The sequence below is a fragment of the Janthinobacterium agaricidamnosum NBRC 102515 = DSM 9628 genome, assembly GCF_000723165.1.
Lineage (GTDB): Bacteria > Pseudomonadota > Gammaproteobacteria > Burkholderiales > Burkholderiaceae_D > Janthinobacterium > Janthinobacterium agaricidamnosum.
Genome location: NZ_HG322949.1, coordinates 5266040 through 5286017, shown reverse-complemented (window position 1 = coordinate 5286017; position 19978 = coordinate 5266040). Strand labels below are relative to the sequence as shown.

The 19978-nt window shown below is 60.6% G+C and carries 16 protein-coding genes; 14 read left to right on the top strand and 2 right to left on the bottom strand.

The features are described 5' to 3' along the window. Positions 1–118 precede the first annotated feature (118 nt). The 6 genes from GJA_RS22800 to GJA_RS22775 all read left to right on the top strand — a co-directional run bounded on the left by GJA_RS22800 (position 119) and on the right by GJA_RS22775 (position 7161). On the top strand, positions 119–796 hold the full coding sequence (locus tag GJA_RS22800) for a c-type cytochrome (protein ID WP_038496969.1): 678 nt from the start codon (positions 119–121) through the stop codon (positions 794–796). 223 nt (positions 797–1019) lie between these two features. Further along, on the top strand, positions 1020–3137 hold the full coding sequence (locus tag GJA_RS22795; RefSeq protein WP_038496966.1) for a cytochrome c biogenesis protein ResB: 2118 nt from the start codon (positions 1020–1022) through the stop codon (positions 3135–3137). A 65-nt stretch (positions 3138–3202) separates the two neighbouring features. Next, positions 3203–4354: a c-type cytochrome biogenesis protein CcsB gene (gene ccsB, locus GJA_RS22790; RefSeq protein WP_038496963.1), complete on the top strand. Its 1152-nt coding sequence runs from the start codon at positions 3203–3205 to the stop codon at positions 4352–4354. Between the two features lie 130 nt (positions 4355–4484). Beyond that, positions 4485–5465 (top strand): protein-methionine-sulfoxide reductase catalytic subunit MsrP, encoded by a 981-nt coding sequence (gene msrP, locus GJA_RS22785; protein WP_038496960.1) that lies wholly within the window; start codon positions 4485–4487, stop codon positions 5463–5465. Between the two features lie 26 nt (positions 5466–5491). Next, the gene (locus GJA_RS22780) at positions 5492–6115 is read left to right on the top strand and encodes a protein-methionine-sulfoxide reductase heme-binding subunit MsrQ (RefSeq protein WP_038496958.1); all 624 of its coding nucleotides are present in this window, start codon (positions 5492–5494) and stop codon (positions 6113–6115) included. Positions 6116–6171: 56 nt separating this feature from the next. Further along, positions 6172–7161: an Rpn family recombination-promoting nuclease/putative transposase gene (locus tag GJA_RS22775; RefSeq protein WP_038496955.1), complete on the top strand. Its 990-nt coding sequence runs from the start codon at positions 6172–6174 to the stop codon at positions 7159–7161. A 5-nt stretch (positions 7162–7166) separates the two neighbouring features. On the opposite strand, the gene lptM is transcribed toward GJA_RS22775, so the two are convergent. Continuing rightward, positions 7167–7397, bottom strand: a complete 231-nt coding sequence (lptM, locus tag GJA_RS22770) for an LPS translocon maturation chaperone LptM (RefSeq protein WP_038496952.1) — start codon at positions 7395–7397, stop codon at positions 7167–7169. A gap of 39 nt (positions 7398–7436) precedes the next feature. Between lptM and cyaY the strand changes: the two genes are divergently transcribed. Then, on the top strand, positions 7437–7766 hold the full coding sequence (gene cyaY / locus GJA_RS22765; protein WP_038496949.1) for an iron donor protein CyaY: 330 nt from the start codon (positions 7437–7439) through the stop codon (positions 7764–7766). A gap of 283 nt (positions 7767–8049) precedes the next feature. Here the strand turns inward: cyaY and GJA_RS22760 are convergent, their stop codons facing one another. Next, complete coding sequence (locus GJA_RS22760; protein ID WP_038496946.1) at positions 8050–10401, bottom strand: penicillin-binding protein 1A; 2352 nt, start codon at positions 10399–10401, stop codon at positions 8050–8052. A gap of 336 nt (positions 10402–10737) precedes the next feature. On the opposite strand from GJA_RS22760, the gene GJA_RS22755 reads away from it, so the two are divergent. The 7 genes from GJA_RS22755 (at position 10738) to aroKB (ending at position 19977) form a co-directional block, all read left to right on the top strand. Continuing rightward, a complete protein-coding gene (locus GJA_RS22755; RefSeq protein WP_038500845.1) occupies positions 10738–11847 on the top strand; it encodes a pilus assembly protein PilM in 1110 nt (369 codons plus the stop codon). Further along, positions 11844–12482 carry a PilN domain-containing protein gene (locus GJA_RS22750; RefSeq protein ID WP_051781261.1) on the top strand — a complete coding sequence of 213 codons (639 nt, stop codon included), beginning with the start codon at positions 11844–11846 and terminating at the stop codon, positions 12480–12482. The genes GJA_RS22755 and GJA_RS22750 overlap by 4 nt, the downstream gene beginning before the upstream one ends. Next, positions 12479–13156 (top strand): type IV pilus inner membrane component PilO, encoded by a 678-nt coding sequence (locus GJA_RS22745; RefSeq protein WP_242404607.1) that lies wholly within the window; start codon positions 12479–12481, stop codon positions 13154–13156. Before GJA_RS22750 ends, GJA_RS22745 begins: the two co-directional genes overlap by 4 nt. Then, positions 13153–13692: a pilus assembly protein PilP gene (locus GJA_RS22740; protein WP_038496943.1), complete on the top strand. Its 540-nt coding sequence runs from the start codon at positions 13153–13155 to the stop codon at positions 13690–13692. Before GJA_RS22745 ends, GJA_RS22740 begins: the two co-directional genes overlap by 4 nt. 59 nt (positions 13693–13751) lie before the next feature. Continuing rightward, positions 13752–15893 (top strand): type IV pilus secretin PilQ, encoded by a 2142-nt coding sequence (locus tag GJA_RS22735; RefSeq protein ID WP_038500836.1) that lies wholly within the window; start codon positions 13752–13754, stop codon positions 15891–15893. 114 nt (positions 15894–16007) lie between these two features. Further along, positions 16008–18239: a beta strand repeat-containing protein gene (locus tag GJA_RS22730; RefSeq protein ID WP_169803239.1), complete on the top strand. Its 2232-nt coding sequence runs from the start codon at positions 16008–16010 to the stop codon at positions 18237–18239. A gap of 118 nt (positions 18240–18357) precedes the next feature. Then, positions 18358–19977, top strand: a complete 1620-nt coding sequence (gene aroKB, locus GJA_RS22725) for a bifunctional shikimate kinase/3-dehydroquinate synthase AroKB (protein ID WP_038500833.1) — start codon at positions 18358–18360, stop codon at positions 19975–19977. Position 19978: the final 1 nt, after the last annotated feature.

Here is a 19978-nt window from a genome sequence, read left to right as displayed (position 1 = left end):
ACAATAAGGGGTTACGAATTGTTGCCATGCCAGCGGAATCACGCTGACGGCGCTTTCACAGGTCGAACCGGGCAGCGATCTTTACAACAACTTTTTTTACTAGTCCCAGGGTGTTTGAATGAATCGTGCATTTTCACCGTTTGTAAAATCCTTGTTTGCCGCCTTGCTCGCCGTTTCGACCACCGCCCACGCGGCCGAAGAGAAAAAGCCGGCGCCAGCCGCAACGCCGGTCAAGGCCGATGCGGCCAAGGGCGGCACCCTGTACACCGATGGCGACAACGCGCGCGGCTTGCCGGCCTGCGTATCGTGCCACGGCGCCGGCGGCAATTCGACCATCGCCGCCAATCCGAAACTGGCCGGCCAGCACGAAGGCTACCTGTACAAGCAGCTGGTCGATTTCACCACTCCGGGACGCGAGCAGCCGATCATGGCGACCTACGCCAAGATGCTGACGGACGCGGAAAAGAAAAACATCGCCGCCTACCTGAGCACCCAGGCCGAAAAGCCGGGCGCCGCGAAAAACAAGGATACGGTTGAACTGGGCAAGAAAATTTATCGCGGCGGCATCGCCGAGAAAAACGTCGCCGCCTGCGCCAGCTGTCATGGCGCGGCCGGGGCGGGCATCCCGGTCCAGTATCCGCGCATCGCCGGCCAGCACCAGGACTACACCAGCGAGCAGCTGACGCTGTTCCGCCAGGGCGGCCGCAAGAACAGTCCGCAAATGACGATCCTCGCCAAGCGCCTGTCCGACGATGAGATCAAGGCGGTCTCCGACTATATCGCCGGCCTGAAATAAAACCGCGGAGTTGCCACATACAATATTATTTTTATTGCCATGTGGCAATATTTGACGGATACTCCGAATATATACTTAAGCATCAATTAAGTAAGCCCGGTCAAGATCAAGAACACACAGGCTGGCACCACGGTGCGGGCGATACCAAAAGGGCAGCAGCGCAAGCGGGCTGCCCTTTTGCTTATACTGACTGCCCGGCCGTCCCACATGAGATAAAGCAAGCATGGATATCCCTAGCACCCGCACTACTGGAATTGAAATAAAAACGCGCCGCCCGCTGCTGGCCGAAGCCGTCGAGCTGGTGTCGTCGATGCGCTTTGCGATCAGCCTGCTGACGCTGATCGCGATCGCCTCGATGATTGGCACGGTGCTCAAGCAAAACGAGCCGATGCCGGACTATGTGAACCAGTTCGGGCCGTTCTGGTTCGGGATTTTCGACAAGTTCAGCCTGTATGCGGTGTATTCGGCATGGTGGTTCCTGCTGATCATGGCCTTCCTGGTGATATCGACGTCGCTGTGCATCATCCGCAATGCGCCGAAGATGTTGAAGGACATGCGCAGCTGGCGCGAAAACGTGCGCGAACAATCGCTGCGCAATTTCCATCACAAGGCTGAATGGCAAGCCCCGCTGGGCCGGGCCGCGCTGGTGGGCCAGACCGTGGCGCGGCTGGCTGACGCAGGCTACAAGGCCAAGGTGGTCGAAAAAGACCACGCTACCTTGATCGCCGCCAAGCAGGGCGCCGCCAATAAATGGGGCTATATCTTCGCCCACGGCGCCATCGTGGTGATCTGCATCGGCGGCTTGCTCGATTCCGAGATGCCGATCCGCATGCAGAAATGGTTCATGGGCAAGACCCCGTTCGCCGGCAGCGGCGTCATCGCCGAAATCCCGGCCGAACATCGCCTGGGACTGGGCAATCCTACGTTCCGCGGCAATACCATGATCCCGGAAGGCTCCAGCAGCGAGGTGGCGATCATTCCGCAAGCCGATGGCGTGCTGATCCAGGAGTTGCCGTTCACCATCTCGCTGAAAAAATTCCACATCGATTTCTACAGTACCGGCATGCCGAAGCTGTTCGCCAGCGATGTCGACATCAAGGACCACGAGACCGGCGCCGTGTTCCCGGCCACCATCAAGGTCAACGAACCGTTGCTGTACAAGGGACTGGCGGTGTACCAGTCCAGTTTCGAAGACGGCGGCAGCAAGCTGAAACTGACCGGCTTCCCGATGACCGGCGCCAATAGCAAGCGTTTCAACATCGCTGGCGAAGTGGGCGCCAACACCTCGCTGAGCGCCGACTATGCCGGCGATGGCGAGACGTACAGCATCGAATGGTCGGGTTTCCGTCCCTTCAACGTGGAAAACCTCAGCGCCGGCCAGGATGTGCGCGCAGTCAACAAGTCGGAAAGTTTCAACGACAAGTTCGCGGTCGGTCTCGACAAGCGTCTCGGTTCTGCCGCCAGGAACGCCAACAACAAGGATTTAAAAAACGTCGGCCCGAGCGTGCAATACAAATTGCGCGACAAGACCGGCCAGGCGCGCGAATACCAGAATTATATGCAGCCGGTGACGGTCGACGGCGCCAGCGTGTTCCTGGCGGGCATGCGCGTCAATCCATCGGACCAGTTCAGTTTCCTGCGCATCCCGGCCGACGACGGACATGGCGTGACCGAATGGATGCGCTTGCGGGCGGCCTTGCAGGATCCGGCCTTGCGCCAGCAGGCGGCGCAGCGTTATGCGCAGCGCGCCATGCCGCAAGACGAGGCCGCCTCGCTGCGCGTGCAATTGCAGGAATCGGCCGCCAAAAGCCTGGGCATCTTTGCCGGCCATGATAAGGAAGGTGGTTTCCTGGCGATTTCAAAGTTTTTAGAGAAGATTCCACCCGGAGAGCAAGAAAAAGCGGCAGAAATATTCATGAAAATCTTGAATGGCAGCCTGTGGGATTTGTGGCAGGCGGCCCGCGCCAAGGATGGCCTGGAAGCCGTGACGGCCGATGAAGCCCATGGCCGCTTCCTGCAACTGGCGACCAACGCCTTGTCGGACAGCTTCTTTTACGGCGCGCCGGTGTACCTGCAACTGGAAGACTTTACCGAGGTCAAAGCATCGGTCTTGCAAGTCACCCGTTCGCCGGGCAAGGGCGTGGTTTACCTGGGCTGTTTGTTCCTGGTGATCGGCGTGTTTTCGATGTTTTATATCCGCGAACGGCGCCTGTGGGTGTGGGTCAAGGATCATGAAAACGGCGGCAGCGATGCGTTGATGGCGATGAGCACGCAGCGCAAGACGCTGGATTTCGAAAAAGAGTTTGAGAACTTGAAAACAAAGCTGCCGCAATCGGCGTAATTTGTGCACAGTCTTGCCCGGCCCGCTGGAGCGGCGGCCGTGGCGGGGCGGTTTTGGAGAACATAATGGAATTGACACAAAAACAAACTTATTCCCAGGCACCAGGTTTCTTCAAGAGCTTGACGTTGCTGGACTGGCTGTACGGCGCGGTCTTGCTGGGTGGCTCGCTGTTTGGCTTGAGCAATTATGGCGCCTTCATGGATATCTATGAAAAAGCCATCTTGCTGGCGGCCGCGCCGACCTTCGCGTGGCTGGGCTGGACCTGGAAACCGGTGCGCTGGCTGTTGCCGCTGTCGGCGCTGCTGGCGCTGTTCGCGATTTCGCTGTACAGCGGCAATCTTGAAATGGCTAACCAGAAATTCTTCCTGAAATACCTGATCTCCAGCCAGTCGGCGATCTTGTGGATGGCCACCATGTTCGTGCTGTCGACGCTGTTTTACTGGATCGGCCTGGTGACCCGTTCGGATTTCGGCGCCTCGGTCGGCTCCAGGCTGTGCTGGGCCGGCGTGGTGCTGGGCATTACCGGCATGCTGGTGCGCTGGTATGAATCGTATCTGATCGGCGCCGACGTCGGCCACATCCCGGTGTCGAACCTGTATGAAGTATTCATCCTGTTTTCGCTGATCACCGCGATGTTCTACCTGTATTACGAACAACATTACCAGACCCGCCAGCTGGGCGCCTTCGTCATGCTGGTGATCAGCGCGGCCGTCGGTTTCCTGATGTGGTACACCGTCACCCGCGACGCCGCCGATATCCAGCCGCTGGTGCCGGCGCTGCAAAGCTGGTGGATGAAAATCCACGTGCCGGCCAACTTCATCGGTTACGGCACGTTCGCGCTGTCGGCGATGGTGGCTTCGGCCTATCTGCTGAAGTCGAGCGGCTACCTGGTCGACCGCTTGCCGGACCTGGAAGTGCTGGACGACGTGATGTACAAGGCGATTTCGGTCGGCTTCGCTTTCTTCACGGTAGCGACCATCCTGGGGGCGCTGTGGGCCGCCGAAGCGTGGGGCGGCTACTGGTCGTGGGATCCGAAGGAAACCTGGGCGCTGATCGTCTGGCTCAATTACGCGGCCTGGCTGCACATGCGGCTGATGACGGGCTTGCGTGGCCGTCCGGCGGCGTGGTGGGCCTTGGTCGGCTTGCTGGTGACGACCTTTGCTTTCCTGGGCGTTAATATGTTCCTGTCCGGCTTGCATTCTTACGGAAAACTTTAATCATTAAAAAGGCAACTGCGGAAATTTGACGGATGGTGTAAGGTTACTGGGTCCTGGACAGACCAAGGTATGAGGTCCAAGACCCATTCACCCAGTTATTCACTGTTTGTCTTTCTGTCCCGGAGTTGCCATGTTGATTAAACGTAGTCCCAACGGCATTGAATTGCCGTTCTCTTCAGAAATCACGCCGCGCGCGGTGTTCGAGTCGCGCCGCAGCTTCATCAAGCAGGTGGCGGCCGGCTCGATCGCCGGCGCCGGCTTGCTGGAAATGGCCAGCCGCGAGGCGTTTGCGCAAACCGCCGGCAACCCGAAACTGGCCGCCAGACTGAATCCGGCCTATTCGGCGCTGGACAAGCAGACCCCCTACAAAGACGCCAGCACCTACAATAATTACTACGAGTTCGGCACCGACAAGGCCGATCCGGCGCAAAACGCCGGCACCTTGAAGACGCGTCCGTGGACTGTGTCGATCGAAGGCGAAGTCAAGAAGCCGATGGTGCTGGACCTGGATGGGCTGATGAAGATCGCGCCGCTGGAAGAGCGCGTCTACCGCATGCGCTGCGTCGAAGGCTGGTCGATGGTGATCCCGTGGATCGGTTATTCGCTGTCCGAATTGATCAAGAAAGTCGAGCCGACCGGCAATGCCAAATATGTGGAATTCGTCACGCTGGCCGACAAGAAACAAATGCCCGGCATCGGCAGCCGCGTGCTGACCTGGCCATATGTCGAGGGCTTGCGCATCGATGAAGCGAACCATCCGCTGGCCTTGCTGACTTTCGGCATGTATGGCGAAGTCTTGCCGAATCAAAATGGCGCGCCGGTACGCATGGAATTGCCGTGGAAATATGGCTTCAAGTCGGCCAAGTCGATCGTCAAGATCCGCTTTGTCAAGGACCAGCCGAAAACCGCCTGGAATACCGTGGCGCCGGCGGAATATGGCTTTTATTCCAACGTCAATCCGAATGTCGACCATCCGCGTTGGTCGCAGGCGTCCGAACGGCGCATCGGCGAAGACGGTTTCTTCAACCGCAAACGCAAGACCTTGATGTTTAACGGTTATAACGATGTCGCTTCCCTGTATACGGGAATGGACTTGAAGAAATTTTTCTAAATCAGCCAGCCCAGGTAGCCGCCGCCATGCCATTTACTCCAGCGCCCAAACAACTCAGCTTGCTGAAAGCCGTCATCTTCGTGCTGGCGCTCATTCCCTTTGTGCGCATGGTGTGGCTCAGCTACACCGGCCAACTGGTCGAGCCGCTGGAATTCATCACCCGCGGCACCGGCGACTGGACGCTGTATTTCCTGTGCATCAGCCTGGCGGTGACGCCGCTGCGCCGCATCGCGAAATGGAACTGGCTGATCAAGCTGCGCCGCATGCTGGGACTGTTCGCGTTCTTTTATGGCGCGCTGCACTTCACCACGTTCCTGTGGTTCGACCATTTCTTCGATATCGCCGAAATGTGGGCCGACGTGCTGAAACGGCCGTTCATCACGGTCGGTTTCATCGCCTTCATCCTGCTGATCCCGCTGGCAGTGACCAGCACCAACGGCATGGTGCGCCGGCTCGGCGGCAAGCGCTGGCAATGGCTGCACCGGCTGATCTACGTGATCGCGCCGCTCGGCATCCTGCACTTTTGGTGGATGAAGGCCGGCAAGCATAATTTTGCACAACCGATCTTATTTGGTCTCATCGTCGCCTTATTGCTCGCTATCCGCGTGTATTATTCCAGGGCCAAGAAGGCCGCCGTGACGCCGGCCTGAGTCATTCCTTTGCGCTGTCCCAAGGCGGGCAGCGCCTGGGCCATCACACTATAACGATGGCCAGTTCGCACGACAGCGCTTACAAACAACTGTTTGCTCATCCAGAAATGGTGCGTGACTTGCTGGCCGGCTTTGCGCCTTTTCCGTGGGTACGGCAACTTGACGTTTCGGCCTTCGAACGTGTCAACGCCAGTTATGTCAGTGAAGTAGGACAGCAGCGCCACGACGATATGGTATGGCGTTTGAAGTTGGGCGGCGACTGGATCTATGTCTATCTTTTGCTGGAGTTCCAGTCGCACAGCGAGCGCTGGATGGCGCTGCGCATGCAAGTGTATGTCGGCTTGTTGTTGCAAGACCTGGTCAAGCGGCATCAACTGACCGTCCAGGGCATGCTGCCGCCGGTATTGCCGCTGGTGCTGTACAGCGGCGACCAGCCTTGGCGCGCGGCCATCGCACTGTCGTCATTGATGCTGAGTCCGCCGGAAGGTTTGCAGGACTTGCAGCCGGAACAAAAATACCTCTTAATAGATCAAAATAGCTATCAACCGGGAATCCTGGCCGAGCAAACCAATCTGGTGGCCGCCATTTTCCGTTTGCAGCGCTGGCGCAGTACTGAAGATATACTGGACGTGATCACAAAATTGGCGGCATGGCTGAAACATGGCAAGAATGCGACCTTGCGCACCAGCCTGTCGCACTGGATCGTGGCATGTCTGAAACGTCAGCGGGTGGATGCGGATATACCCATGGTCGATGATTTATTGGAGGTAAAAGCAATGTACAACCAAAAATTCAAGACATTTGAAGAAGAGTGGGAGTACGAGGCGGTTGAGAAGGGCCGGTTGCAGGGCCGATTGCAGGGCCGGATCCAGGGCCGGATCGAGGCTGATCGGGAGCGCCTGCTTTTCTTGCTGAATAACCGTTTCCCCGATGTGCCGGTCGCGGCGCAGCAGCGTATCACTGCCGCGTCGGCATCCGAACTGGATGGCTGGTTTAAACGGTTCTTGAGGGTAAATACCCTCGAAGAACTATTCAAGCCGGACTGAGTGGCTTACCTGGCCGGCGCCGGTGGATTATTCGAGGCCGGCGCGGCGATCGGCGCAATCGCGTCTGGATTGGCCGGCACTTGCAGCGCGGGCGGAGGCGGTACCGGGGCCGGAGTAAATGGGCCGGCCTTGGCCGGTGGCCGTGGCAGGTACAGCGGGCCGGGCTGGCCGCAGCCGCTCAGGACGCCGCCAAGTGCAAGGAAAATGCCGATATAAAACGCTGGAGATGACTTCACGATTAGAATCACGGTTTGATTAAGATCTTGGAGTGTAGCATGAGCGAATCGGAATTCCTGGCCCTGGCCGAAGCGACCTTGAGCGACATCGAGGCGGCGCTGGATCGTTTGAACGATCAAGACGCGCTCGACGTGGAATGCAGCCGCAGCGGCAATGTGCTGGAAATCGAGTTTATCGACAATGGCTCGAAAATCATCGTCAACAGCCAGGCGCCGATGCAGGAACTGTGGGTCGCCGCCCGGTCCGGCGGTTTCCACTATAAACGGGCGGGCGACGCGTGGGTCAATACCCGCGACGGTTCCGAATTGCTGGCCGCCTTGTCAGGCCTGGTCAGCGAGCAAGCGGGCGCCACGGTCGTCTTGTCGTAAAGTGCGTAGGTTTGCTTAGCGCAGCGTAAGCAAACAGCTAGCCGTTGCTGGCTTGTCGGATTACGCCCTTTGGGCTAATCCGACAAGCCTCTTTGTTTTAGAGCCTATCCCAGTAGTGAGCGTCGTCTACTGGCCGCGCATCAGGAGCGCGGACCAGGCGTGAGGAGCAAGCGTGGCGCGCCACGCGACGACGATCAACGCAGTCCCCGTTCCTGAGGGGCGCCAGAAGAGGGCGTATTCATCTACTGGGATAGGCTCTTAGTACCGTTTCAAATAATGATCATCAGAACAATTCGTTCTTGACCGCTTCCTTGGCTTTTTCCTCGGCCGGCGTGCCGCGCGCCGCCCCTTCCAGGCTGCTCACGCCGGTGCCTGGTGGATTTTCGGCATAGTAATAATCCTCGCCGACCTGTATCACGCCATCCGGCACCGCGCGTTCTTCGACCGGGATGCTCTTCAACGCTTTTTGCATGTAGTTGATCCAGATCGGCAACGCCAGGCCGCCGCCGGTTTCGCGGTTGCCGAGGTTTTTCGGCTGGTCGTAGCCCATCCACGCAATACCGACCAGCTTGGCCTGATATCCGGCGAACCAGGCGTCGATCGAATCGTTGGTGGTGCCGGTCTTGCCGGACAGGTCCGGGCGCTTCAGCGCCATCGCCTTGATCGCGGTGCCGTGGCGCACCACGTCGTTGAGCATGCTGTTCATCAGGAAGGCGTTGCGCTCGTCGATGACGCGGTTGCCTTCTTCGCCGGCCTTGTCCGGATTGGCTTGCGACAAGATCTTGCCGTCGCTATCGGTCACCTTGGCGATCAGGTAGGGATTGACCTTGTAGCCGCCGTTGGCGAACACCGCGTAGGCGCCGGCCATTTGCAGCGGCGTCACCGAACCGGCGCCCAGCGCCAGGGTCAGGTAGGGCGGGTTGCGCTCCGGGTCGAAACCGAAGCGCGTCGCATATTCCTGGCCGTACTTGGCGCCGATCTTGTGCAGGATGCGGATCGAAATCATGTTTTTCGATTTCATCAAGCCCTTGCGCATGGTCATCGGACCTTCGTATTTGCTGTCGTAGTTCTTCGGTTCCCACGCCTGGCCGCCGGTCTGGCCGGCGTCGAACGAGATCGGCGCATCGTTGATGATGGTCGACGGCGACAAGCCCCGTTCCAGCGATGCCGAATAGATGAACGGCTTGAACGACGAACCCGGCTGGCGCCAGGCCTGCGTCACATGGTTGAACTTGTTGCGGTTGTAATCGAAGCCGCCGATCATCGCGCGGATCGCGCCGTCGGTGGTGCTGGCCGAGATGAAGGCCGATTGCACTTCCGGCATCTGCGTAACGCTCCAGCCCGCTTCTTCGCGGATCACGCGGATCACCGCGCCGCGCCGGATGCGCCGGTTCGGCGCCGCTTTTTCCGACAGCCAGGCCGCGCCGAACGTCAGGCCGGGGCCGGTGATGGCGATTTCCTCGCCGGCGGCGGTCACCGCGACGATTTTTTGCGGCGTTGCCTGCAACACCATCGCCGCGACGATGTCGTCGCTGTCCGGATGGTCGGCCAGTTCGGTCTCGATCGCGTCGTCGGCCTCTTCCTTGGTTTTCGGAATGTCGATATACGCTTCCGGGCCGCGGTAGCCATGGCGTTTTTCATAGTCCATCACGCCGCGGCGCAGCGCCAGGTAGGCCGCATCCTGGTCGGCCTTGGTGATGGTGGTGAACACGTTCAAGCCACGCGTGTAGGTGTCTTCCTTGAATTGCTCGTAGACCAGCTGGCGCGCCATTTCGGCCACGTATTCGGCATGCACGCCGAAGTCGCTGCTGTCGGTCTTCACTTTCAGCGGTTCGTTTTTGGCGTCTTCGTACTGGGCCGGGGTGATGTAGCCGAGCTGGCTCATGCGCTGCAAGATGTATTGCTGGCGGGTGCGGGCGCGTTTCGGGTTGACCACCGGGTTGTAGGCCGACGGCGCTTTCGGCAGGCCGGCCAGCATGGCCGCTTCGGCCACGGTGATGTCTTTCAGGTCCTTGCCAAAATAAATCTGCGCGGCCGAGGCGAAGCCGTAGGCGCGCTGGCCCAGGTAGATCTGGTTCATATAGACTTCCAGGATCTGATCCTTGCTCAGGTTTTGCTCGATCTTCCACGCCAGCAAGACTTCATACGCCTTGCGTTTCAGGGTTTGCTCGCTGGACAGGAAGAAATTGCGCGCCACTTGCTGGGTGATGGTCGATGCGCCCTGTTTGGCGCCGCCGGTCAGGTTGTGCAGCGCGGCCCGGGTGATGCCCAGGTAATCGACCCCGCCATGCTCGTAAAAACGGTCATCCTCGATGGCCAGCACGGCTTTTTTCATCACATCCGGGATATCCTTGATATGCACCAGGTTGCGACGCTCTTCGCCGAATTCGCCGATCAGCACGCTGTCCGAGGTAAAGATGCGCAGCGGCATCTTCGGCCGGTAATCGGTCAGCGTGTCGAGCGCCGGCAAGTTCGGATACGCCAGCGCCAGGCCGAACACCACCAGCAGCACGCCGACCACGCCCAATCCCAGCAGTGAAAACAGGGTAAGCAAAAGGAAACGCTTGGATTTGCTGCCGGGCTTCTTGCCAGGCTGCTTGCCGGAGGCGGCGCCGGCGGAGTGGGATGTGGTCATGCGCTTGTGGTCTTTCGCTATATTTTTATCCGGGTCATTATAAGCGAGGTCGATTCGGGGTGGCGCGCAAGCCAAGGTGAAGTAACTTGATGAAGTTGGCAATATTGCGTTGTATCATCAAATGTGGCTGTTCGGCCCGCTTTAAATTATGCATTAGAGAAATATCTTTACAGGCGACAAGCCTTATTGCTACGATTTAATGTAGTGTCTGATCTGTTCCGTTTAACCGCCGGTTTCTAAACAAGTTTCTCTTATGCAAATGGTACTAATCTGTGCTTCCCAGCACAATAGCGCTTGCACGGGCATCGCGGCATCGCCGCGCGCCGGGGATACGTCGTGTTTGAACTGAAAGCGCTGTTCGGGCAAAGCGGCGGCCCTTTGCTGGGCGTCGATATCAGCACGTCCGGCGTGCGGCTGGTCGAATTGTCGCTGGGGGCCAAGCCCGGCAAGGGCGCCAGGCCTGGCGAGCCGCCCGACATCCGCCTGGAACGCTACGCCACCGAGGCGCTGCCGCGCGGCGCTGTGGTGGACGGCAATATTGAAAACCTGGAGCAAGTCGCCGAAGCGGTGCGCCGGGTCTGGAAAAAGAGCGGCGCGCGCACCCGCCATATCGCGCTTGGCATGCCGCCGGCGTCGGTGATCACCAAGAAAATCATTTTACCGGCGGGGCTGTCGGAAGAACAACTGGAAATCCAGGTCGAGTCCGAGGCCAGCCAGTATATCCCGTTTGCGCTCGATGAAGTCAGCCTCGATTTCGACGTGATCGGCCCGGCCGCCAATGCCGGCGACGATATCGAAGTCATGCTGGCCGCGTCGCGCCGCGAAAAAGTGGAAGACCGCATCGCCGTCGCCGAGGCCGCCGGCTTGAAGGCGCTGGTGATGGATATCGATTCGTATGCGGCGCGCGCCGCGCTGGAGCGGGTCACCTTGCGCACGCCGGCCATCGGCGCGCAGCACGTGTTGGCGCTGTTCCAGATCGGTGCACAAGTGATGCATCTTTCGGTGCTGCAGGGCGGCGTGACGATTTACGAAAAAGAACAGATTTTCGGCGGCAATCAGCTGACCCAGGATATCGTGCGCAGCTTCGGCTTGCCATTCGATGAGGCCGAGGCGCGCAAGAAGACCGGCGACTTGCCAGAGTCTTATCAGCAAGAAATCCTGCCGCCCTTCCTCGACAGCGCGGCGCTGGAAATCACCCGCGCGATCCAGTTCTTTTTCACCTCCACGCCTTACACCAAGGTGGATCAGCTGTTCCTGGCCGGCGGTTGCGCCCAATTGCCGGGCCTGGTCGACATCATCGCCACCCGCAGCAAGATCCCGACCACGCTGCTGTCGCCGTTCGCCGGCATGTCGTTCGCACCCGGCGTGCGCGAAAGCGCGTTGCGCGGCGACGCGCCGGCCTACCTGGTCGCGTGCGGCCTGGCGTTGCGGAGGTTTGCGCCATGATACGCATCAACCTCTTGCCGCATCGGGAAGCGCGGCGCAAGCAGCAGAAGACGGCGTTTGTCGCCTTGCTGGTGTGCGGCGCGCTGGCAGGCGCGGCGGTGGTGCTGATCGTGGCCGCGTATAACGCGCGGCAATTGGCGATCCAGGATCAGCGCAATGCGGTGCTGCAAACCGCGATCAAGGAACTGGACAAGAAAATCGTTGAAATCGCCACCTTGAAACAGGATATCGAAGCGCTCAAGTCGCGCCAGCAAGCGGTCGAGGATTTGCAGGGCGACCGCAACCAGCCGGTGTATTTGATGGATGAGCTGGCCAAGCAGACGCCGGAAGGCGTGTACCTGAAATCGTTCAAGCAGGATGGCCAGAAGGTCAATGTGGGCGGGTATGCCCAGTCGCAGGAGCGGGTCTCGGAATTCCTGCGCAAGCTGTCCGGCCAGTCGCCGTGGCTGGAACGGCCTGAACTGATCGAAGTGCGCGCCACCGCGCTGGGGCAGGGCCGCAGCGCCAAGAAAGTGGTGGAATTCACGCTGGTGGTCGGCATCAAGCGTCCGCGCGACAAGGACGCCGACAAGCATCCAGGCAAGCCCGGCGCCACGCCGGCCGTCAAGCCGGGCGCAGCGGGAGCGGCATCATGAAGGCGCAGCATGGCGTGATCGCCAAGCCGTCCTTGTCGATGGCGCCGTTGCTGGACCAGTTCCGCGGCCTGGGCGGACGCCATCCCGGCCAGTGGCCGCTGGCGCCGCGCCTGCTGTGCGGCTTCGGCGTGATGCTGCTGGTGGTGGCGCTCGGTTATGTCGGCTACTGGAGCGGCCAGTTCGACGAGCAGGACGCCGGCGCGCTGCGCGAAACGTCGCTGCGCAATGAATACCAGCTGAAGATGAGCAAGGCGATCAATTTACAGGCGTTGCGCGCGCAAAAAATGCTGGTCGACCAGTATGTCGACCGTTTGCAAAAGCAATTGCCGAGCAAGGCGGAAATGGCCGCGTTGTTGTCCGACATCAACCAGGCCGGCCTGGGCAGGGGCTTGCAATTCGAGCTGTTCCGGCCGGGCCAGGTGGTGGTCCGGGATTATTACGCCGAATTGCCGATCGATATCAGGGTGACCGGTTCGTATCACGATATCGGCGCGTTCACCGGCGACATGGCCAATTTGCCGCGCATCGTCACGCTCAACAATATGGCGCTGACCACCGGCAAGGATGGCAGCCTGGCGCTGGAGGCGGTGGCCAAGACCTTCCGCTACCTGGACCAGGATGAATTGATTGCCCAGCGCAAGGCGCAGGCCGACAAGAAGGCGGGGAAAAAATGAGGGCCGCGCTGACTTTGTTGGCCGTGCTGCTGTTGCTGGCCGTGGCCGGTTGCGGCGATCACGATGCGCAGGAATTGCAGGCGTGGATGGCGAACGTGCAACAGCAGGCCAAGGTCGCCGTGCCGCCGTTGCAGCCGCCCAAGACCTTCATCCCGTTTGCGTATGGCGGCCACGAATTGCCCGACCCGTTCAGTCCCAATAAATTGCTGGCCGAACTGGCGCGGCAGGAAAAGTCCGGCAGCACCTTCAAGCCGGACCTGGAACGGCGCAAGGAAGCATTGGAGAGTTATCCGCTGGACACCATCAAGATGGTCGGCACCCTGCAAAAAGGCAAGCAGATCTTTGCTTTGCTACAAGTGGACCGCGTGTATTACCAGGTGCAGGCCGGTCAGCACCTGGGGCAGAACTTTGGCTTGGTCACCGGCGTCAACGAGGCGGCCGTGACGATCAAGGAAATAGTCCAGGATGCCGCCGGCGACTGGGTCGAGCGCATGACGAAGTTGGAGTTGCAGGATAGTAAGGAGACCGGGAAATGAGCGCTTTATCAGGAATGTTACGCAGCTGGCCAGCGAGGCTGGCCGGCGCGTCCGGCGCCATGTTGACGGTGTGCCTGTTGCTCGTGACGATGGGCAATCCGGCGCATGCGCAAAGTAGCGCCAACAGCATCGAGGCGATCAGCGCGCACCAGCAGGGCGCCAACGTGGTCTTGAAGATCAGCATGAAAAATCCGCCGGCGCCGCCGGCCGCGGCGTTTTCGATCGCCAGTCCGGCGCGCATCGTGCTCGACTTTAACGATACCGACAATGCCAGCGGCAAGGGCGGCTACGACTTGAACCTGGGCGACTTGCGCAGCGTGCACCTGGTGCAGGCCGGTGCGCGGGTGCGCGTGGTGCTGAACCTGGCGCGCGCGCTCAATTACGCGACGGCTGTCGACGGCAAGGATTTCATCGTCACCATCGAAGCGTCGGGCGGCGTGGCGACGGCGGTCAACGCGGCCGGCGTGCCGGTGGCCGCCGCCAAGCCGGCGCTGCCGGCGCGGCAGATGCTGCGCGCCATCGATTTCCGGCGCGGCAATAACGGCGAAGGCCGCATCGTGGTCGACTTGCCGAACAACCAGGTGGCGGTCGACGTGCGCCAGCAGGGCGACAAGCTGCTGGTCGATTTCATGCGCACCGGCTTGCCGGAAAATTTACGGCGGCGCATGGACGTGCAGGACTTCGGCAGCCCGGTGTCGCGCATCACCACCGCGCCGCAAGGCGACAATGTGCGCATGACCATCGAGGCCCACGGCTTGTGGGAGCAAAGCGCCTACCAGAGCGACACCCAATTGGTGATCGAAGTCAAGCCGATCAAGGAAGACCCGAACAAGCTGACCCAGGGCACCCAGGGGTATCGCGGCGAAAAACTGTCCTTCAATTTCCAGAATGTGGAAATCCGCGCGGTGCTGAAGGCGCTGGCCGAAATTTCGGGCCAAAACATCGTCGCCAGCGACAGCGTCAGCGGCAGCCTGACCTTGCAATTGAAGGAAGTGCCATGGGACCAGGCGCTCGATGTGGTGATGCAGGCCAAGGGCCTGGACATGCGCAAGAATGGCAATGTGCTGTGGATCGCGCCGCGCGAAGAATTGCTGACCAAGGAAAAGCTGGAGCTGGAACAGCGCGCCCAGATCGCCGACCTGGAGCCGTTGCGCTCCGAGATTTTCCAGTTGAATTATCAAAAGGCCGAAGCGTTCCGCACCGTGTTCGGGCTCGATGCGTCCACCGGCGGCGCCAGCGGCGACACCAATAACCGCAACCGCATGCTGTCCAAGCGCGGCAGCGCCATCATCGAGCCGCGCACCAACCAGCTGTTTGTCACCGATACCGCGTCCAAGCTGGAGGATATCCGCAAGCTGATCCAGAAGACCGATATCGCCACCAAGCAAGTGCTGATCGAAGCGCGCATCGTCGAAGCGTCCGACACCTTCAGCCGCAACCTGGGCGCCAAGCTGGGCTTTTCCGACTTGCGCACCCAGCGCGGCGGCGACAGCGGCTACCAGCTCGGCAATTCGAACAACCGGGTCGCCATCGGTGGCAATATCCAGGGCGTTGGCGAAGTCACCGGGCAAACCCCGGTCAGCGCCAACGCCTACGCCAATTCGCAGTTCGTCAACCTGCCGGCGGCCAACATCAACGGCAGCGCGCCGGGCAGCCTGGCGGTCAGCCTGTTTTCATCGGCGGCCAACCGTTTCCTGAACCTGGAATTGTCGGCGCTGGAAGCCGACGGCAAGGGCAAGATCATTTCCAGCCCGCGGGTGGTAACGGCCGACAAGTCGATCGCGCTGATCGAGCAAGGCATCGAATTGCCTTACCAGGTCGCGACCAGCAGCGGCGCCACCTCGATCACCTTCCGCAAAGCCAACCTGCGCCTGGAAGTGACGCCGCAAATCACGCCGGACGGCAACGTGGTGCTGGAAGTCGATGTCAACAAGGATAGCGTCGGCCAGCAAACCACGGCCGGTTTCGCGATCGACACCAAGCATGTGAAGACCCAGGTGATGGTGGAAAACGGCGGCACGGTAGTGCTGGGCGGTATTTACCAGCAGGTCGAAAACAATGTCGTGAGCAAGGTGCCGCTGCTGGGCGACCTGCCGGTGCTCGGTTATTTATTCCGCAGCAGCAATCGGCAGAACGACAAAACCGAATTATTGGTATTCCTGACACCGAAAATAGTAGCCGAGCGGCTGTCAACACGTTAATGTATTGCAACTTATATCAGCCTGCCTGATGAATGCGGCCGATACGGCTTTACCCACTTGACTGATGTTGCTTTATTACTAGGGCGCCCGATGAGAACCACCCCGAAGATGGTCGTGAACAATATATTGAACTGGCTGGCGCTGCTGGCCTGCGCCGCGTTGCTGGCCGCTTGCGGCGGTGGCGGCGGCAGTCCCGGTGCGGTGGGCGGTGGCGGCGGGTCGGGCGGCGGCGCGGCGGCCGCGTCGATCACCTTGAGCTTGCTTGACGCCGGCGGCAAGACCAGCAATCTGGCCACCTCGGCGTCGCCGTTGACCGTCAAGGCGCTGGTGGCCGATTCGGCCGGCCGGCCGATGGCCAATGTGCTGGTGACGTTTACGACGGATACGACGCTGGCCAGGCTGTCGCCATCGGCCGGCACCGCGCTGACCGATGCCAGCGGCGTAGCGACAATCACCTTGAGTCCCGCTACCGGCGGCCTCAGCGGGGCAGGCAAACTGAGTGCCAGCGTGACGCTGGCCAGCGCCACGGTCACTGCCGACATCAATTACCAGGTCACTGCCAGCGTGGTGTCGACCGCCAGTATTTCCTTGTCGCTGGTCAATTCCAGCGGCGCCGCCAGCAATACCCTGTCCAGCGCCACGCCGCTGATCGCCAAGGCGCTGGTCAAGGACCAGGATGGCAAGACGCTGGCCAACGCACTGGTGGCGTTCTCGACCAATAGTGCGCTGGCGGTGTTTTCGCCATCGGCGGGCACCGTGCTGAGCGATGCGAATGGCGTGGCCAGCATCACGCTGCGTCCGGCCAGCCTGTCGGCCGGCGGCGCCGCCACGCTGAATGCGGTCGTGACGGTGGCCGGCAGCACCGCCAACAGCTCGGCCAATTACGTGGTCGGCGCCACCGCGCTGAGCTTGAGCAGCCTGCGCCTGAGCGCGCCCAGCATCGTCGCCTACGATTCGACCGTGGTCTCGCTCGACGTGCTGGCTGGCGGCGTGAAATATACCGACCAGAAACTGGTGGTCAATTTCACGTCGGCTTGCGTGGCCGCCGGCAAGGCGACTTTCGCCGCCGCCGTGCCGACCAGCAATGGCACGGCGACGTCGGTGTACCGCGACCAGGGGTGCGGCAATAACGACACCATCTCGGCGTCGGTCGACGGCATCAGCGGCAGCAGCAGCGCCACCATTGCGATTGCCGCGCCGAGCGCCGCATCGATCCAGTTCAACTCGGCCGTGCCGACCGACAAGTCGATCGTGATCCAGGGCCAGGGCGGCATCGGCCGCACCGAAACGGCCACCTTGAAATTCAAGGTATTCGATACCTTCAATAATCCATTGCCGGGCAAGAACGTGACCTTCAGCACCACCTCGCCGGATGTGACGATCAACAAGCTGGCCGACAGCACCGATGCGAACGGCGAAGTAATTACCACCGTCAATTCGAAATCGACGCCGACCACCTTCCGCATCAAGGCCACGCTCGACAGCGGCATCTTTACCCAATCCGATTCCATCGTCGTCACCACCGGCGTGCCTGTGCAGCGCGCATTCTCGCTCAGCGTCGGCAGCCCGAACGTCGAAGGCTGGACGCTCGACAGCGGTCCGACCACGCCGGCCACCAATGTCAATGTGCTGCTGGCCGACCAGGCCGGCAATCCGGTGCCCGATGGCGTGCCGGTGGTATTCCAGACCAACCTGGGTTCGGTCGGTTCGTCCAGCAAGGGCGCTTGCAATACCGTCAATGGCGGTTGCTCGGTCGATTTCCGGACCCAGAACCCGCGCGTCGCGGCGCCGAATACGCCATCGACGCCATGCAACACGCTGCCCGGCGGCAACAACGACAGCACCCGTCCGGGCCTGGCGACGGTGTGCGCCAGCAGCACCGACGGCAGCAATACGCTGTTTGCCAAGGTCGGCATTTTCTTCAGCGGCAGCACCGCGGCCAATGTCTACCTGAACGGCAGCGCCACGCCGTTGAACGGCAGCGTGGTCGACCTGGGCACGGCGGCCAAAACCGCGTCGAAAGTGTTTACCTTGCAAATCAACGATGTGAACAATAATCCTATGCCGGCCGGCACCACGGTAGCCATCAGCAACATCATCAATGCCAGCAATGGCGGCGTGCTGCCGGCCACCGTGCCGGGCATTTTCCCGCACTATGCCGGCGGCGACGACCCGAGCGGCAACAACATCAGCGGCAACCAGGGATCGAACCACAGCTTCACGATCGGCAGCACCCTGGCGGCGACTTGTACCGCGGATAATGTGGCCACGTTTAATGTCGCAATTACAACGCCGCATTTACTAACCACCACCTATCCGTTTACACTGACGTTCAAATGCCAATAAAGGGGCCACGGTCAGATCAGGTGGCGAGGCGCCGGGCCGGGCGCTGACTGCTTTTACTTGATTGATATACAACACAGTGTCTGAAATTTATAACAGCAATATTTTCCTGGTCGGGCTGATGGGCGCGGGCAAGACCACGATAGGCCGCATCCTGGCCCGCAAGCTCGGCATGCGTTTTGTCGATTCGGACCATGAAATCGAAGCCCGCACCGGCGCGTCGATTCCATGGATCTTCGAAATCGAAGGCGAACCGAGCTTCCGGCGCCGCGAAGCGGAAGTGATACGCGATTTGACGATGCAGGAAGGCATCGTCATGGCGACCGGCGGCGGCGCCGTGCTCGATCCCGACAGCCGGGCGTTCCTGATGCGGCGCGGTACCGTGATTTACCTGCGCGCCAATGTCAGCAGCATCATCACGCGTACCAGCCACGACAAGAACCGGCCCTTGCTGCAAACCGCCGACCCGCGCAAGAAACTGGAAGAATTGACGCTCCAGCGCGAACCGTTGTACCTGGAAGTGGCGGACATCGTCATCGATACCGGCCGTCCTAACGTACAATCAATGGTCCAAACTATTTTGATGCAGCTGGCCAGCCTCGAATGCGAGGCGACCCCGAACTGCACCACACAAGCCGAGCCCTCGATGAATGAACAATCCAAAATGCTGTTAACCGTAGACCTCGACGAACGCAGCTACCCGATCGCGATCGGTCCCGGCATGCTGGACGATAGCGACTTGCTGCTGCGCCATATCAATGGCCACAAGGTCGCCGTGGTCACCAATACCACCGTCGCCCCGCTGTACCTGCAGCGATTGCAGCAGACGCTGGCCGATGGCGGCAAGGAAGTCATCAGCATCGTGTTGCCGGATGGCGAAGAACATAAAAACTGGTCCAGCCTGATGACGATTTTCGACACCTTGCTGGAACACAAATGCGACCGCAAGACCACGCTGGTGGCGCTGGGCGGCGGCGTGATCGGCGACTTGACCGGCTATGCGGCGGCCAGCTACATGCGCGGCATCAACTTCGTGCAAGTCCCGACCACCTTGCTGGCGCAGGTCGATTCCTCGGTCGGCGGCAAGACCGGCATCAACCATCCGCTGGGCAAGAACATGATCGGCGCGTTTTACCAGCCGCGCGTGGTGATCGCCGACACGTCGACGCTGGAAACCCTGCCGGCGCGCGAACTGGCGGCCGGCCTGGCCGAAGTGATCAAGCATGGCGCCATCATCGACGCCGCATTCTTCGACTGGATCGAAGCCAATATCGAGAAACTGGTGGCGCGCGACAAGGGCGCGCTGGCGTATGCGATCGCCCGTTCGTGCGAAATCAAGGCCGAGGTGGTGCGCCAGGATGAGCGCGAAGGCGGCTTGCGCGCCATCCTCAATTTCGGCCACACCTTCGGCCACGCGATCGAAGCGGGCCTCGGCTACGGCGAGTGGCTGCATGGCGAAGCGGTCGGTTGCGGCATGGTGATGGCGGCCGACTTGTCGCAACGGATGGGCTTGATCGACGCGGACAGCGCGGCCCGCGTGCGGGCGCTGGTGGAAGCGGCCGGCTTGCCGGTCACGGCGCCCGATCTCGGCATCGAACGCTGGCTGGAATTGATGGAGGTGGACAAGAAAAACGAGGGTGGCGCGATCAAGTTCATCTTGCTCAAGCCGCTAGGCAGTCCGAGCATCACCAATGCGCCGCAAGAACATTTGCTGGCGACGCTGGCCGCCGGCGTGCTGTGAC